The 15,156-nt window shown below is 38.0% G+C and carries 16 protein-coding genes; 9 read left to right on the top strand and 7 right to left on the bottom strand.

All coding sequences use genetic code 11. The annotated features are described in order from the left end of the window. Positions 1-156: 156 nt before the first annotated feature. The 4 genes from DCO56_RS23415 to DCO56_RS23405 all read left to right on the top strand — a co-directional run bounded on the left by DCO56_RS23415 (position 157) and on the right by DCO56_RS23405 (position 3,702). Positions 157-978 (top strand): sensor histidine kinase, encoded by an 822-nt coding sequence (locus tag DCO56_RS23415; RefSeq protein ID WP_181390660.1) that lies wholly within the window; start codon positions 157-159, stop codon positions 976-978. An 11-nt stretch (positions 979-989) separates the two neighbouring features. After that, entirely contained in the window at positions 990-1,715 is a 726-nt protein-coding gene (locus DCO56_RS23410; protein WP_108636146.1) for a LytR/AlgR family response regulator transcription factor, read from the top strand. Positions 1,716-1,807: 92 nt separating this feature from the next. Further along, complete coding sequence (locus DCO56_RS29385; RefSeq protein WP_181390659.1) at positions 1,808-1,945, top strand: hypothetical protein; 138 nt, start codon at positions 1,808-1,810, stop codon at positions 1,943-1,945. Positions 1,946-2,406: 461 nt separating this feature from the next. Then, complete coding sequence (locus DCO56_RS23405; protein ID WP_108636145.1) at positions 2,407-3,702, top strand: DUF3472 domain-containing protein; 1,296 nt, start codon at positions 2,407-2,409, stop codon at positions 3,700-3,702. Positions 3,703-3,794: 92 nt separating this feature from the next. Here DCO56_RS23405 and DCO56_RS23400 read toward each other — a convergent pair whose 3' ends face one another. Beyond that, a complete protein-coding gene (locus DCO56_RS23400; RefSeq protein WP_245935907.1) occupies positions 3,795-4,631 on the bottom strand; it encodes a hypothetical protein in 837 nt (278 codons plus the stop codon). A gap of 302 nt (positions 4,632-4,933) precedes the next feature. Between DCO56_RS23400 and DCO56_RS23395 the strand changes: the two genes are divergently transcribed. From DCO56_RS23395 to DCO56_RS23380, 4 genes are read left to right on the top strand one after another with little or no spacing between them, the layout of a single operon-like run. Then, positions 4,934-5,449 (top strand): RNA polymerase sigma factor, encoded by a 516-nt coding sequence (locus tag DCO56_RS23395; protein ID WP_108636144.1) that lies wholly within the window; start codon positions 4,934-4,936, stop codon positions 5,447-5,449. Between the two features lie 41 nt (positions 5,450-5,490). Then, entirely contained in the window at positions 5,491-6,180 is a 690-nt protein-coding gene (locus tag DCO56_RS23390) for a hypothetical protein (protein ID WP_108636143.1), read from the top strand. 6 nt (positions 6,181-6,186) lie between these two features. After that, complete coding sequence (locus tag DCO56_RS23385; protein WP_108636142.1) at positions 6,187-6,678, top strand: DUF4252 domain-containing protein; 492 nt, start codon at positions 6,187-6,189, stop codon at positions 6,676-6,678. A gap of 5 nt (positions 6,679-6,683) precedes the next feature. After that, positions 6,684-7,262, top strand: coding sequence for a DUF4252 domain-containing protein (locus DCO56_RS23380; protein ID WP_108636141.1), 579 nt, complete (start codon positions 6,684-6,686; stop codon positions 7,260-7,262). Positions 7,263-7,349: 87 nt separating this feature from the next. Here the strand turns inward: DCO56_RS23380 and hemL are convergent, their stop codons facing one another. The 6 genes from hemL to DCO56_RS23350 all read right to left on the bottom strand — a co-directional run bounded on the left by hemL (position 7,350) and on the right by DCO56_RS23350 (position 14,492). Continuing rightward, positions 7,350-8,660 carry a glutamate-1-semialdehyde 2,1-aminomutase gene (gene hemL / locus DCO56_RS23375; protein ID WP_108636140.1) on the bottom strand — a complete coding sequence of 437 codons (1,311 nt, stop codon included), beginning with the start codon at positions 8,658-8,660 and terminating at the stop codon, positions 7,350-7,352. Positions 8,661-8,747: 87 nt separating this feature from the next. Continuing rightward, positions 8,748-9,140, bottom strand: coding sequence for a hypothetical protein (locus DCO56_RS23370; protein WP_108636139.1), 393 nt, complete (start codon positions 9,138-9,140; stop codon positions 8,748-8,750). A gap of 135 nt (positions 9,141-9,275) precedes the next feature. Continuing rightward, positions 9,276-10,244 carry a porphobilinogen synthase gene (gene hemB / locus DCO56_RS23365; RefSeq protein ID WP_108636138.1) on the bottom strand — a complete coding sequence of 323 codons (969 nt, stop codon included), beginning with the start codon at positions 10,242-10,244 and terminating at the stop codon, positions 9,276-9,278. Positions 10,245-10,353: 109 nt separating this feature from the next. Then, positions 10,354-11,940 carry a hydroxymethylbilane synthase gene (hemC, locus tag DCO56_RS23360; protein ID WP_108636137.1) on the bottom strand — a complete coding sequence of 529 codons (1,587 nt, stop codon included), beginning with the start codon at positions 11,938-11,940 and terminating at the stop codon, positions 10,354-10,356. Between the two features lie 248 nt (positions 11,941-12,188). Then, positions 12,189-13,430, bottom strand: coding sequence for a glutamyl-tRNA reductase (gene hemA, locus DCO56_RS23355; protein ID WP_108636136.1), 1,242 nt, complete (start codon positions 13,428-13,430; stop codon positions 12,189-12,191). Positions 13,431-13,649: 219 nt separating this feature from the next. Then, positions 13,650-14,492 (bottom strand): flagellar basal body-associated FliL family protein, encoded by an 843-nt coding sequence (locus tag DCO56_RS23350; RefSeq protein ID WP_108636135.1) that lies wholly within the window; start codon positions 14,490-14,492, stop codon positions 13,650-13,652. Positions 14,493-14,803: 311 nt separating this feature from the next. Here DCO56_RS23350 and DCO56_RS23345 point away from each other — a divergent pair, with 311 nt between their 5' ends. Continuing rightward, complete coding sequence (locus tag DCO56_RS23345) at positions 14,804-15,142, top strand: hypothetical protein (protein WP_245935906.1); 339 nt, start codon at positions 14,804-14,806, stop codon at positions 15,140-15,142. Positions 15,143-15,156: the final 14 nt, after the last annotated feature.

The following is a 15,156-nucleotide window of genomic DNA, read 5'->3' as shown; positions in this document are numbered from 1 at the left end:
AACCTAGATTTTATTATTGCCATTGTACTTAATCATTATTTATTAGTTCCTCAAATAATTTATTTTTTCAGAAAGAGGAATTGGGCCAACGGGATCTTATTTGTTCTTCTATTTTACGCATGTTCTACACTAATAGCAAATTTTCCTTTGTATTTTATGACTAACCTTTTTCCGGACAATAGGTACTATAGAATCAAGTATGAGTTCTATGGCATCCAAACTTGGGAAGATATATTTAGTAACCAACCGTTATTATGGACATTCTCTGCTGTGTTTTTTTGGAATTTTGCAACCATATTAATTCAGACAGCCTATAATTTATACCAAAGTCAGAAAGAAAAACTTACTATACTGCAAGAGCGAAATAATATGGAGCTAAATTTCTTACGGATGCAGATTCAGCCTCATTTTTTATTTAATACACTTAATAATATCTATGGAATGGTATTGGATAATCGGCGCGCAGCTGATTCTGTTACCAAACTTTCTGAATTATTACGGTTCTCGCTCAGTGGAAGCAAACAGGAATGGGTATCCTTAAAGGAAGAAATTTTATTTTTAACCAATTATATCGACTTAGAACGTATTCGACATCGACCTGAAAAAGTTCAGATAAATTGTACTTTTTCTGCTGCTACATCAGAAAAACAAAAGATCAAACCTTTACTTTTGGTCAATTTTATTGAAAATGCATTTAAACATGGTGTCAATGCGAATGTTGGTACGAGCTGGGTCGATATAGAATTAACAGCAGACGAAAAGAGCATTCGATTTTATGTCGCAAACAGTCGTTTATTAACAGTCGACAATAAGCATAGCAACCTACAAGCCCGGGACAGAGGTCGACAAGAAGAGTATAGTGGAATAGGTCTTGAAAACGTCAGGCGACGTTTGGAATTGGAGTATTTTGAAAAACATGTGCTCTCCATAAAGAAAACCGATGAATGCTATGTTGTGGAATTGACTTTATTATTTTAATCTATTAAAAAATGAAAATTCTTATTGTAGACGATGAACCCATTGCGCAGGAGGTTATTCAAAAATTAGCTGGGAAAGTTCCCTTTTTGGAAATTGTGGGAACTTGTGATGATGCTTTTTCGGCATTAGAAATGATAAATAACCTACAGCCTGATCTCATCTTTCTGGATATACAGATGCCTGGTATGACAGGCGTAGAGATGCTACGTGTCGTACAGCGTAATAGGACTCAGGTCATCTTTACAACTGCTTATCCCGAGTACGCCTTGGAAGGCTTTGATCTCAATATAACCGACTACCTGCTGAAACCGATTCCTTTCGAACGCTTTTTTCAGGCTGTCAATAAAGCGCATGTTTGGTATTTGAAAAATCAACAGGAAATTAGCACCAATGACGATCTCATACGCACAGATCAGGAGTATATCTGGGTTAAAGAGGGGAAAAAGCATGTTCAGATACGTTTACTTGATGTCGTGATTGTACGGGCATTGGCCGATTATATGGAATTTATTATGCCCGAAGGTAAAGTAATGGTTCATGCTACGATGTCCAAGCTCGAAAAGCTATTGCCTGCACCGGTATTTATTCGGGTTAATCGGTCGACGATAGTTCGTCAGGGAGCTATCCGTTCGATTGAAGACCTTCATATTGAAACGATTTTACCAAAACTTGAGCGCATAGCAATTGGTCCTACTTATTGGGAATCGGTAAAAGAATATATTAAAGAGATGTTTTAATTTACGTTCATCGAAAAAATAGTCTTATTCATCGAAAATAAAAGATATTCTTCTTTCCAAAACTTTATATTTGGGAAACTTAATATAAGAAGATGAACAAAAAACTAACCATTAAAAAGAAAACTGTGTTTAAAATGAAAAATAAAAATTTATCGGAATTAGGAGATGGACAAACAGGAGGGATGACGGGAACCGTCACCCAAGGATTAACATTCTCTTCATTACTTTAATATACGTCTATCCAACATAAGTATGGATTATATATCCATATTTATGTGATTATTAGCCTATCATTGAACCGTCATTGATCTGCTTACAATAAGCTCAAACTTTCTGGTTTAATTCCTACTTCTGAAAATGTCTTCATTAAATTGTTGTGCCAAAATATTATCATCGTCCTTTAACCTACAAATTTTACACAATCGATTGATATACATTTGCTTTCTTTTTCTTTTGATCTATGCCTTATCTTCATGAAATAATGCAGTTTTCAAGAACTGATATAAATCTTACATCACTGTTAAGTGAATTAAAGCGGATAGGTAGACGACAACTCGATTTCCCAAGGCTATAATTTGGAAGGCTTTGTGAAATCTCCGAATGAAACGGAAGTTTGGGATCCGACATGCTGTTGATAGCTAAAGGGAGCATAAATGCCTTTGGTAATAAATAACTGATGAAAAAATAAAAAATGAAAAGAAAACTCTTTATCAGGCTCCTCTTCATAGGTGCCTTATCTTGCCTTTCATTAGGTGGTAATGCGCAGACTTCTATAAAATCCTATTCTGTTCCATTTGCGGGCAATGCTTTCATTACTACCGGACAAAATGGCGGTGCTGAAATTTCAGGACGCAATGGACTGGTGAAATGGTCAAGCGATCAGAGCATCGCATCGGTGTATTTCAGAACTGAGAAAACCGGAAATCTTGAATTAAAGCTCAAAGCAAAAGTTGATGCTGGAAATACCTCCAAAATAGAGATTTCTGCCTTGGGAAAAAGGAGCTCCTTAGATATAAAAGAAACTGAGTTATCCGAAACAGCAGCCTTGTCAATTGATGTCAAAGTCCCGGGCTATATACAGGTGAATTTAAAAGGATTAAGTAAGTCGGGGAGTAGCTTTGCCGACGTAACGGAATTAATTGTCAGTGGAGAAGCAGCATCTGAAGGCCTTATCTATTCAAATGATCCTGATTATTACTATTGGTCGCGTCGTGGTCCTTCCTGTCATTTAAATTATACGGTACCTAGTGAAGGAAATGTCAGCTATTATTACAATGAGGTAACCGTCCCCAAAGGAGAAGATAAAATCGGTTCATATTTTATGGCCAACGGTTTTGGCGAAGGCTATTTTGGTATACAGGTGAATTCGGAGACGGAACGCCGTATTCTTTTTTCAGTTTGGAGCCCCTTTCATACAGATGATCCGAAAAGTATTCCGGACGAGCAAAAAATCCATTTGTTGAAGAAAGGAAAAGACGTCCAAACGGGCGAATTTGGCAATGAAGGGTCTGGTGGACAGAGTTACCGGAAATATTTCTGGAAAGCGGGTGAAACCTATAAATTCTTGTTGAAAGGTACCCCGGATGGAAAAGGAAATACAGACTATACCGCCTGGTTTTTTGTACCTGAGGAAAACGCATGGAATGTAATCGCCAGTTTCAAACGTCCGCAAACAAATACTTATTTAAAGAGATTTCATAGTTTTCTGGAGAATTTTAGCCCGAATCAGGGATATTTAGAAAGACAGGTGGAATTTAAAAACCAATGGGTTTATGACGGCCAATGGCGCCCTGTCCAATCTGCTTCATTCAGTGTTGATAATACCTATCGCGCCAATCAGCGTATTGATGCCATCGGTGGTACAACTAAAAATGGCTATTTTCTTAGAAATGGCGGTTTCTTTAATGAAATTGTCAAACCTGGAAGTAAGTTTGAGTTTGTTAATAAAAACACAGCCCCAAAAATTGATTTTGATAAATTGCCTTAATGGCTAAATCTGTCCCTGAAAGCAGGATATGTAGCATAAAAAACGAAAGAGTCGCATTGAAGTGCGACTCTTTTCGGTATGTTATGACCTATTTATTGCGCAGAGAGTTTAATATCTCGTTCTATAGATATATTATCTCCCGTAATCGCATTGCCTTCTTTATCGACCAACGTTAATTTTATCTTATTATTTCCCATTGGCAAACCTTTGATTTCGTAAGGGCCCCATTTATCCAAAGTAAATGTCTGTCCATTGATATCTGCGGTAACCTTATTTCCGTCTGGGGCAATACTGGTGTTGACTAGATAGAAATCCAGGAGTAAATTTTTTGTTTCATCGCCTTTGTATTCCCCTTTTGGACGGGAGTAAAATAGAGATGGTTCTTTGGGGGTTGGCTCCTGTGTCAATTTTCCTGTGGCATCTATCTTGAATTTAGTCAATTTTGAAGCTTCACTTGTTTTAATGGATTCGTGGTAAGACCGTGACAAAAATGAAAGTAAATAGTGCTCCGAATTTAAAGCCAAAGTAACGGAGTGTTCAGGTTTATATAATGCTGTATAGGGCTTATTATCCAGAATAAAGTGAATATGTTGTCCATCATGCGAGTTGGCCATGTGAGCAGCATGCGCATCTTCTGTCATTTCTGTCAGCTTGAAGTTTTTAACCGTGTATTTCACGGTGACTTTTGCAGAGTCTGCACCTACTTTTTCTGCAGTTATAGAAGCGATTTCGAGATTTGCTCCGGGAAATTGTTTTGAATCTGCAATTGGATTAACTGAAATGGAATCCATTTTCTGTGCAGTAGTCGTATCGGTGTCACCCATGGAATCAGTATGGTCAGCACCTTTATTGGATGAATTATTACATCCGACGGCTCCCATTAACAATACTAATGCAGCGGCAATGGCTGTAATTCTGTAGTACTTCATAATTTTTTTATTTAAATTTTATTGTTCAGCATCTTAAATAACAATAGCTCAGCGTATTTTGTTTGTAATAATGCTAAAACAACTAACCAGTTTGTGAGCAAGCGGTATATAAACAAGAATAATCCCTGTTTATTTGCTTTCTCAACACGAAAGAGTAACGTGTTCAATAACCTGTTATTTGAATAAATGAATATTTTAAAAAAATATTCATATTAGATGTAATGAATCATCAAGTTGAAATGTCTTGATTATGTGACGAAGGTATGGAAGGGATGGTGGCTAGTTACTACTAAATACTAAAAATGAACCAAGAACAATTTAAAAATACCGTTTTCGTCCATAAGGATAAGCTATTTCGCTTTGCGAAACGGATCTTGGTTGATGACGATGAGGCCTTCGATGCTGTGCAGAATGTCATGATGCGGTTGTGGAAATTGAAAGATCAGCTACATCAGTATAAAAATGTCGAAGCTTTCTGTATGCAAAGTGTTAAAAATGAAGCGTTGAACCGGATTAAAAGAGATAAAGTGAGAGCTGACTACGTTGATCAATATCAAGTAGTTTCGATGACGGAGAATACGGTTGGAAATACCAAAGAAATTATTCTGGAGATGATCAATTCCCTTCCCGAAAAACAACGTCTGGTTATGCATTTGCGCGATGTGGAAGATTATGATATTGAGGAAATCGTTGAAGTATTGGATATGGGTGAGTCGGCAGTTAGAGTCAATTTAATGCGTGCAAGACAGAAGGTAAAAGAGCAGTTGACAAAGTTATTCGATTATGAAAGAACGCGAGTTTATTCAGATAAAAAATAGATACTGTAGTTTCATGATTATACAAAATAAGATAGGTGGTGATGAAAGATAAAAAATTAAAGGAATTAGAAGAGAAGTACTTTAATGGCCAGTCGTCGTTAGAGGAAGAAGGTGAGTTGAAAAACTCGGATCATGTTTTTTTTCAAACTTTGAATCAAGAAAAGAATGTTAAAATGGACTGGTCCTTTGATGACTTCGAAAGTCAGATCAATGCGGATAAAAAGCTTATTGTATGGTGGAAATATAGCTGGGTGAAATATGCGGCAGCAGCGGTTCTTTTAATGACCATTGGAATCGCACTATTCCTGAATCAGAAGCCCACGATCGAGGACCCGGTGCTCGTAGAAAAGAACATGAAAGATTTAAAACCTGCGAAAAATAAGCCTATCGAACATCAAAATACGGAAGCAGCGAATCCCAATCCTAATGATAGGATATTGTCAGATGGAAGTCGGACGGCAATGCAAACAGCAGAAACTTTCAAACGTCCAAAAATTAAAAAACAAGCCAAAGATAGGACAGCGAAGAAGGAAGTCGTGACTGAAAATTTGGAATCAGCCACAGGACAGACTTATCAAGCAGATTATGTTGTATTAAATGGTAAACCCGTTGCCAACGAAGAGGAAGCTGTGGAATTGACCCTGAGGTCATTGGGATTGCTGGCGAATAATCTGGAAAATGGAGTAGATAAAGCAATGAATATAAAACAAATGTCAATATCGATTAACTAAAATAATATGAAAGGATTATTAATAGCTTGCCTATTACTTGTAGCAAGTATGGCAAACGCACAAATTTCCAAGTTAGATAAACTCTTCGAGCAATATCAGGGGAAAAAGGGAGTGACCACACTTAAAATTGGAGCCCCTATGTTCAAGTTGTTAGGGAATTTAAAAATTGATGACGAGGATATGCAGAAAATTACGCCTTTACTCAAAAACGTAAAATCCTTGCGGATGCTGATCGTCGAGGATGGCGAAGACAAAAATTTGACTTCAGTCATTCGGAGTGCAGTCTCCAATCTCAAGTATGAGGAATTGATGACCCTTAATAGTGATGGTGAGGATATCCGTTTTCTGGTTGAAAATATATCCGCAAATTCTGATATTCTCAATAATTTGCTTTTGACAATCAATGGTGATGGCCAAAACTTGTTTATGATTTTGGATGGAGCTATACCGTTGAAGGAAGTGACTGGTTTGGTGAACGAAAATAACAATAAAAAGTAGATATTATGAAAAGATTACTAACATTGTTATGCCTAATTGGAGTGCTTTCTTCATTGCAGTCCTGCATCATTAAAAAAGGATCCAATATGGATTACGTCAGGGGGTCAAATATCTCAAATAAAGCAGAAATTGTTGCCATAAATCTGCCGATGTGGTTAACGAAACCGTTTATCAAAAAAGCGTTAAAGGATGAGAATGACGAGGATGCAAAAGTCATGGCGGGCATCGTCAAAAAATTGAAAAAATTCAGGATGATGACATTATCAAACAATGACCAGGAAAAAAATGCGCTGATTTTGGAGGATTACCACAAATATCTAAAAAAGAACAAATTTGAGGAACTGCTGGTGATCAACAGCGAGGGGGAAGAGATATCAATTAATGCACGCATTGACAAAGATAATGTAATCAGTAGGGTTTCACTTTTGGTACACGACGAAGGTGATGAAAGCGTATTTATGGATATTAAAGGCAAATTTTCATTGGATGAACTTATCCAGGGATTGAATAAGATAAAATCGAAGGATAAAAAGCTGTCCACCAAATTGGCTGATACCCATACTGTAGTTCAACAGGAACTTTAGCTGAGACAGCGATTCTTGATTAAACAGCATATAAATGCCCCAAGAACTAAAATAGTTTTTGGGGCATTGTTGTATTATACTTTCCTTTTATGACTGAAATACGATGTCCAAGGCATCGAAAATATGCTTCTTGGCGGTATTTAAATCCGCGTCGGTATGCGCAGCGGAAACAAAACCAACTTCATAGCCCGAAGGGCCGAAATATACACCTCTATTTAAGAGTTCACGGTGCATAATTTTGTATGATTCCATTGATGCGGGGTCAATTTCACTTGCTTTCTTGATATCTTCTTGCTCGGTAAATGCAAACCAAAAGATAGATGCAACATGGAATAATTGTACTTGATAACCTTTTTCAGCGATATATTGACGAAGATCCTGAACAAATGCTGCAGTTTTGGCATTTAAATTTGTATAAAAATCATCTTGTGCCAAAATAGTCAGGGCTGCAATACCTGCTGCCATGGCCACGGGATTTCCTGACAAGGTTCCCGCTTGATAAACGGCACCGTCAGGTGATATACAAGCCATAAGCTCTTTGGATGCTCCATAGGCTCCCACTGGCATTCCGCCGCCTATGATCTTACCATAGGTGATAATATCAGGCTGTATTTCGTAGTAAGCAGAGGCTCCTTCAAAACCGATCCGGAATCCGGTGATGACCTCATCCATGATTAGCATGCTGCCATGTTCTTTGGTGATAGCACGCAAGAAATGCATATATTCTTTTGATTGCATTAATAGCCCATTGTTGGCCGGTATGCCCTCAATGATTACTGCGGCAATCTGATCCTTAAATTCTGCAAAAGCAGCTCGTAGCGCCTCTTTGTCATTTAATTCGATGACGATTGTTTCGTCTGCAAAAGCTTTGGGAACACCGGCAGAAGATGTTTCTCCAAATGTCACCAAGCCAGATCCAGCTTTTACCAAAAGAGAATCCGAGTGCCCATGATAGCAACCATCAAATTTGATAATCTTATCACGTTTGGTATATCCTCTTGCCAAACGGATTGCGGACATCACGGCCTCTGTTCCTGAACTGACGAAGCGGATTTTCTCGATATATTTATTGTTTTCAATAATCAATTCAGCCAGTTGGTTTTCCAGCGCAGTAGGTGCACCAAAACTCAATCCTTTACCTAATTGTGCGGCAACGGCCTCGCGAACTTGATCGTTATTGTGTCCCAAAATCAAAGGACCCCACGAACAGCAGAAATCGATGAACTCATTGCCATCAGCATCCCAAAGATGCGCTTTATCGCCACGTTCAATAAATAAAGGGGTGCCAAATACGGATTTAAAAGCCCGAACTGGCGAGTTTACACCGCCCGGGAAATATTGTTTTGCCTTTTCGAATAATTCAGCAGATTTTGCTCTTGAAATATCAGGTGTTTGCATTGTCTATGTATTTGTATGCGAAGTTATCTTTTTTTCGGAAGATAAGTCTCATATAAACGTAAGGAATCTATAATTGCCTGTTATTGGCTATTTAAATCGTATAATGGTTTCATTTTTTAACAATTGTATTTCTTGTTTATTGACAAATAGGATAATTTCATTCGTTGATTTAATTTCAATCTCAAAAGCTGTCTTGTTATCATTATATTTCCCAAAGAGGTTGGGACTGAAAAAGTAGCCACTAAATTTTTTGCGATTTAATATAGTTATGCTATCTACTTTCTGATGAATTGAGGTCTGAGGACTTTGAGGGTTCGAATTTGAAAAGGTGAAAAAGGCATCACCATTCTTATTAAATGTGATTGATTTCAGTTTAGCGTTGGTTGCAATCCAATTGCCTTCCAAAAAGGAGTAAAAGGTGTGTTCATGTACAGAAGGTGCCGATAACAGGAAGCTGCTGATTATAATACTTTTTAACATAATAAAGTGGATTATAATTTTCTGTTTGACAGCGATGTTGTAAAAAGGTTTAAATAATAAAACACAAAAGCTCGGAAATTCATTTCCGAGCTTTTGTTAGCCATATCCCGATTACCGAAAATAATTTGGCAGTTGTTAAATAAAACCTTTTTCCAAAACTTCTTTGGAATGGTAGGACAAAATTGCTGTTGCGCCTGCACGTCTGAAACTTAATAAAGTTTCCAAGATGACGCGTTCATCTAACCATCCATTTTGAATAGCAGCTTTTAACATCGCATATTCACCACTGACGTTATACACCGCGATCGGAAGATCAAAATTATCAGCGAGGAGTTTAACAATATCTAAATAGGGAAGCCCCGGTTTGACCATTAGGAAATCTGCACCTTCTTGTGCATCGAGTTGAGCCTCGATAAGCGCTTCCTTCGCATTTGCAGGATTCATTTGATAGGTTTTCTTGTCACCATGTTTTGGAGCCGAACCTAAAGCGTCTCTGAATGGACCGTAATAGGCTGATGCATACTTCGCTGTATACGACATTAAAGACACGTTAGTGAAACCATTGTGGTCTAATAGCTCACGAATATACCCGATACGTCCGTCCATCATATCGGAAGGTGCGATAATATCTGCACCGGATTGAGCGTGTGCGAGTGCCATCTTGCCCAATACTTCCAATGTTTCGTCGTTTAGGATTTCGCCATTTTCGACAATTCCATCATGACCATCGCTACTGTAAGGATCCATTGCTACATCCGTAACGATACAAGCTTCGGGAAAATTTTTCTTTACGGCCTCAATAGCCCGTAAATACAAACTTCCGTCACGGTAACTCTCCGTCGCATATTTGTCCTTCAATGACTCTTCGATATTGGGAAATAAGTCAAATGAACGTAAGCCTAATTTGAGGCAGCTTTCCACTTCTTTCAATAAATTATCAATGGAATAGCGGTAAATACCCGGCATTGATTTAACTTCGGTTTTTTGATTTTGGCCATCTACGATAAAAAGTGGAAAAATCAAATTTGACGCGTCTAAACGTGTCTCTTGAATCATGTCGCGAATCACGGCAGATTTACGATTTCTTCTCGGACGTTGTAACATTATTTTTTATTTATTTATTATGATCCAGTGATTTTGTGTCGTTCAATTGCAACAGCGATAAATCTGTTTGCCAACCTTTCCATACGCAATACTAATTACGTGATACGATTTAATAGTCCAGACCAAAAACAGCCTCTGAGAGACCGATCTCGTCTGGTGAATACGGAAGGGTGTAAGGAACATTCATCTCATCAAACTTCGCCCCGGTTGAACGACCAATGCAGATAACCTTTTGTCCCGGTTCTAAAAGATTGTCCGCAAAATAAGCCTCTACATTACTAGGGCTTGTAAATACGAGTACTTCTGCATTGGATGGATCGACGTCCTCTTCCAATACAGTCTCATAGACTGGGATATTAATGATTTTAGTCTCTGGACTTAGTGCTTTCTGAATGGTCTCAAGCGATTCCTTTGCGCGCGGAATAAGTACTGTTCCACCATTTGCCAATTCGGCAAATTTCTTAGCGATTTCATCCATGTTAATGCCTTCGCTGTCACCAGAAAAATCAGCTACACGATCGTACTTACGCAATACTTCTTCTGAGCCACGGCCGATAACGCCTATTTTGGTCTTTTTACTCAATCGGGGTTCCAGATTGAAGAAATGCTCAATCCCGTTCTTACTTGAAAATATAATCCAATCCACATGTTTCAGAATAAAAGGATCCAATTTGTTAATGATCGGAAATATTTTGATCAATGAACGCCCTTCGATGGAAATATTATGTTTGGCCATTGCGCGCGCGAAGTAGGAATTTTCGTCCACCTCTCTGGAAATAAAGACAGATTGAGGCAACTTACGGTCTTTTGCGTACTTGCTGAAAATACGCTCTGCCAACCGGTTCGGATCAGCATCTCTGAGGTACACACGATCAGGAAAGTCTTCACTCGTATCAGCAATGGAAGCCCAAGCCTCATACTCGTCACCACTTTTGCGACAATAACATCCGAGTGGAGCATGACATCCTGCGTCAAATTTGTTCAATACCAAACGTTCCACAGCAATGGTTTTAGCTACCCCATCATTATTTAGCGGTTGCAATGCGGCAAAGAGTTCCTTGTCGACTTCACGGATCTGAATAGCTAATACACCCTGTGCCGGAGCAGGAATAATTTCGACCGGTGGGATTTCTTCGACATGAAAATCAGAGATATCCATTTCGATACGGCTGATACCAGCTTTTGCCAGTACAATTGCGTCGTATTGTTCATCCCGCAGTTTTTGCATTCTTGTCTGCAGGTTCCCTCTTAGATCGTCGAATTCCAGGTCTGGGCGTAAAGCCGATATTTGTGCTTTTCTACGGTTGGAAGATGTTCCGACAGTTGCGTTATGTTTTAGGGACAGCCGCTTCTTGATATCTACACAATCCTTGTGGATAATCAATAATTCGGAAGGATCCTCCCGTTCGGAAACGGCTGCAATAATCAATCCCGGAGGATTAATCGTAGGTAAATCTTTGTGTGAGTGTACAGCTAAATCAATGGTCCCGTTCAAAAGTTCTTCTTCAAGTTCTTTGGTGAAAAATCCTTTACCTTCCAATTTATCTAAACGGAGATGCTGAATAATATCACCTTGAGTTTTGATGACTTTTAACTCTGCTTCTATACCGATTTCCTGTAATCGGTCTTTCACAAAATTTGCCTGCCACATTGCAAGAACACTTCCCCTGGTGCCAATAATTAGTTTTCTATTCACGTTATTTTACTTTACCTATTAAAATGTGTTTAATACCATTTATCGAAGCAAAAATAAATAAATAGGTGGAATATGTTGACACGTTACTGTCATTATCTAGAAGGAAATGATTGATAAACCGAAAATTAGAATAGCAGTAGGAGCTCTTTTGACAAAAAAATCAATTGCATACGGTCGCCATTATTGGGCGCAATTCAGAAAAGGATAAATGTATTTTGTCAGAAATGATTGCAGCGATAGGATTGCAATTAGTTTTTCTCAATCTCAGGCGTTTTAACCAGGATCTCTTTCGCCATAACCATCGGAACTTTAATGTATTTCTTTTCCATATAGTTGATGACTTTTTCAAGAACCTCCCTCGCTTCCGGTGTCAGCGCCTGTACTTCTTGGGCAAAGACCTCGTTTAAGGCAAATGACTTGATTTCTTTGATCTTCTCAGGAACTTCACGCATAGCAACCTCTACGCGTCTTTGTTTGATCAGTGGTAAAAATTCCTGAATATTATCCTGAATGATTTTTTCAGCACTGTCCAGTTCATTATAACGTTCCTGGATATTTTTCTCCGCAATAGCTTGTAAGCTACTGACTTCAATGTAATGAATCGGGTTGTTTTTGATTACTTCGGCATCGATATCATTTGGAACAGCTAAATCAATGATAATTTTCTTGTCAGTTTCACCATTTAGTAGCGATTGGTACAACGTGTTATCGATGATTGATGTTGGAGCACCGGTACATGTAATCAGAATATCAAAACCTTCTTTGTATTCCTCAATGCTAGCAAGCGGATAAGCCTCAGCATTTAACTCCTCAGCTAATGCTTTTGCGTTTTCAAGCGTGCGGTTAAAAACGACAAATTTGGCCTTTTGATTTTTTTGGAAATATTTTGCTAAGTTCTGGTTTGTTTCGCCTGATCCAATAATAAGGATTCTCGGGTTTTCAACGAGCTTTAATTCACGTAATTTGCGGTAGGCAAGAGAAACAACAGAAATCGGATTTCTGGAAATTTTGGTATAGGTATAAACTTCTTTTGCTGTTTTTACAAGACGATCCATCATTAAACGAAGGAAATCACCCGTAAAACCGGCTTCTCTACAGCGGTCATACGCTCTACGTACCTGCGCCAAGATTTCTTTTTCTCCAACAACCAAGCTTTCAAGTGAGCAGGACATCCGAAGCAAATGATGTAAAGCATCCATTCCTTCATATTTGTTGACCTGACCCAAATAACATTGGAGTCGTTCTTGCGGAACACAGAAATTCAATTTTCCCATAAACTCCGCAATAAATTCGTTGGTCAATTCGTGAGCTCCATAAAATACAAACTCTACCCGGTTACAAGTACCAATGTAAAAGATCTCCGGAATATCTAGGCTGTGTTTTAAGCTAATGAGGCGACTTTCTAAATCCTCATTGCAGATCACTAGATTACCTAGATCTTTTAATTCGACATGTTTATGAGTAAACGCTAATACTTTAAGATTTTTCAAAGCTCTAATCCCTCGCTTATATTTAACGGTACAAATGTAGCTTAAATGCTTTGTGCTTGTGTCAAAAATCTGTCAAACGCATTAATTTAGAAAGATTTTAAATAGCTTTATTTTGTAATTAAGTGTTTGATTTTTAGTGTTTTAAATATCGTTATAAAATTGAATGATTTTCATCACACAGATGTGTGATGAAAATTTCAACCTCTTGAAGGCGTTAAACTATTCATTATCGCCTGTATTTGTTTGTGCTGAATCTATGGTGATATCTTCCAGTTCCTCTACATAGGGGACTTCTTCAGCGGCGGTCGCCTCCGCTATTTCACTGTCACTATATTGATAATAAGTATCAAATGTTTTAGTCCCTTTATTGTAAATCAATGCATACTTGGAACTTTTGTTTTTGACAATAATTCCATCAGCTGGAGCGGGAACTAATTTCATCTCATCCATAAAAATCTTCTGTCCTTTTTTAAAACTATTGATCAAAGGAAGTTCACTGGAATATTCTTTCCAAAACAAGATATCTCCTTTTGCTGATATAATCCAGATGGCACTACTTTGATAGTCATTTTTTTCCACTAAAAAAGCCATTTCTTTATTCCAATTGTCCGCATCATGACGATCAGTAAAATTACCGTAACAGAATACCGATTTTGCACGGTCCTTTATCCGGGTAAATTTATAGATGGGTTTATCACCGGAGGGTTCCAGGTAACTATTTCCCATAAAGATTTTTGTAATGCCTCTGCGGTAACGTAATGGAATATTTTCATATTCGGGGATTGTAAAGATGGCATTGTTCCAATGGGCGTATTCATCAATGGAGCTCCAGCCATCAGCCTCTTCGAGATCTTTTGGATCTGCATTCTCAAATCCGCCCACGGCTGTTGCTCCACTATCTAGAGGTATGGCATCAAGGTCTTGCCGCAGGACGAAATTATAATATCCTCCGCCGGCAAGTATGGCCAATAGCAAGACTATTCCAATAATGATATATATATTTTTCTTTGATTTTTGTTTTGGTGCCTGTTCTGTTTCAGGTTCTTCAAATGCTCTTTTCATGTTCAATATTGGGCTTAAATTTTAAATCAACTTTTGGGTAAAGACTCTTTTCAAATACTTTTTATAACTCAATTTTGAAGGAATCAATTTTATTCAATTTCGAATGATCTTTTGGATTATTGTTATTTGTCCAGAATGCTATACGAGAACTTCGTTTTAAAATTAGAACAAATTTCCAAAAAATGAAATACAAGTTATATATGTGGCGATATTCAACTTATATTCGTATCAATTTTAAAGTAATTTGAGCCATGGTCATCATCAGGAAGTATTTTGCCATTGTTGGACTAATCATTTGTTTTTTGTCCAGTATGACTCCATTTTTAAAAGTTCCTATCAAGGGTAACTGGAATCTTTATCAGGTGGACGCCTATCTATTTTTTATTACAATGCTGATTCTGGGAATAATAGCATTGTTATTTTTTGTTCGTGCGGTACGCGCCTATCAATGGATGACAAGACTGTCCGTATGTTGGTATCTAGTCAGTATTACCGCCGTATGGTTTAAAATCAACAATTATTTTGGCTGGGGGTTTGCGGACAAATTGTTGTCCAAATCGCTTCACATGCGCTGGGGGTGGATTGTCTATTTGATCGGGATCCTGCTATTGCTGTTGAGCACAAAGAAGATTGTGTCAACAAATGAGTGATGCGAAAAAAATAA

It is taken from the genome of Sphingobacterium athyrii, assembly GCF_003071065.1.
GTDB lineage: Bacteria > Bacteroidota > Bacteroidia > Sphingobacteriales > Sphingobacteriaceae > Sphingobacterium > Sphingobacterium athyrii.
This window is presented reverse-complemented; position numbering and strand designations above follow the sequence as displayed.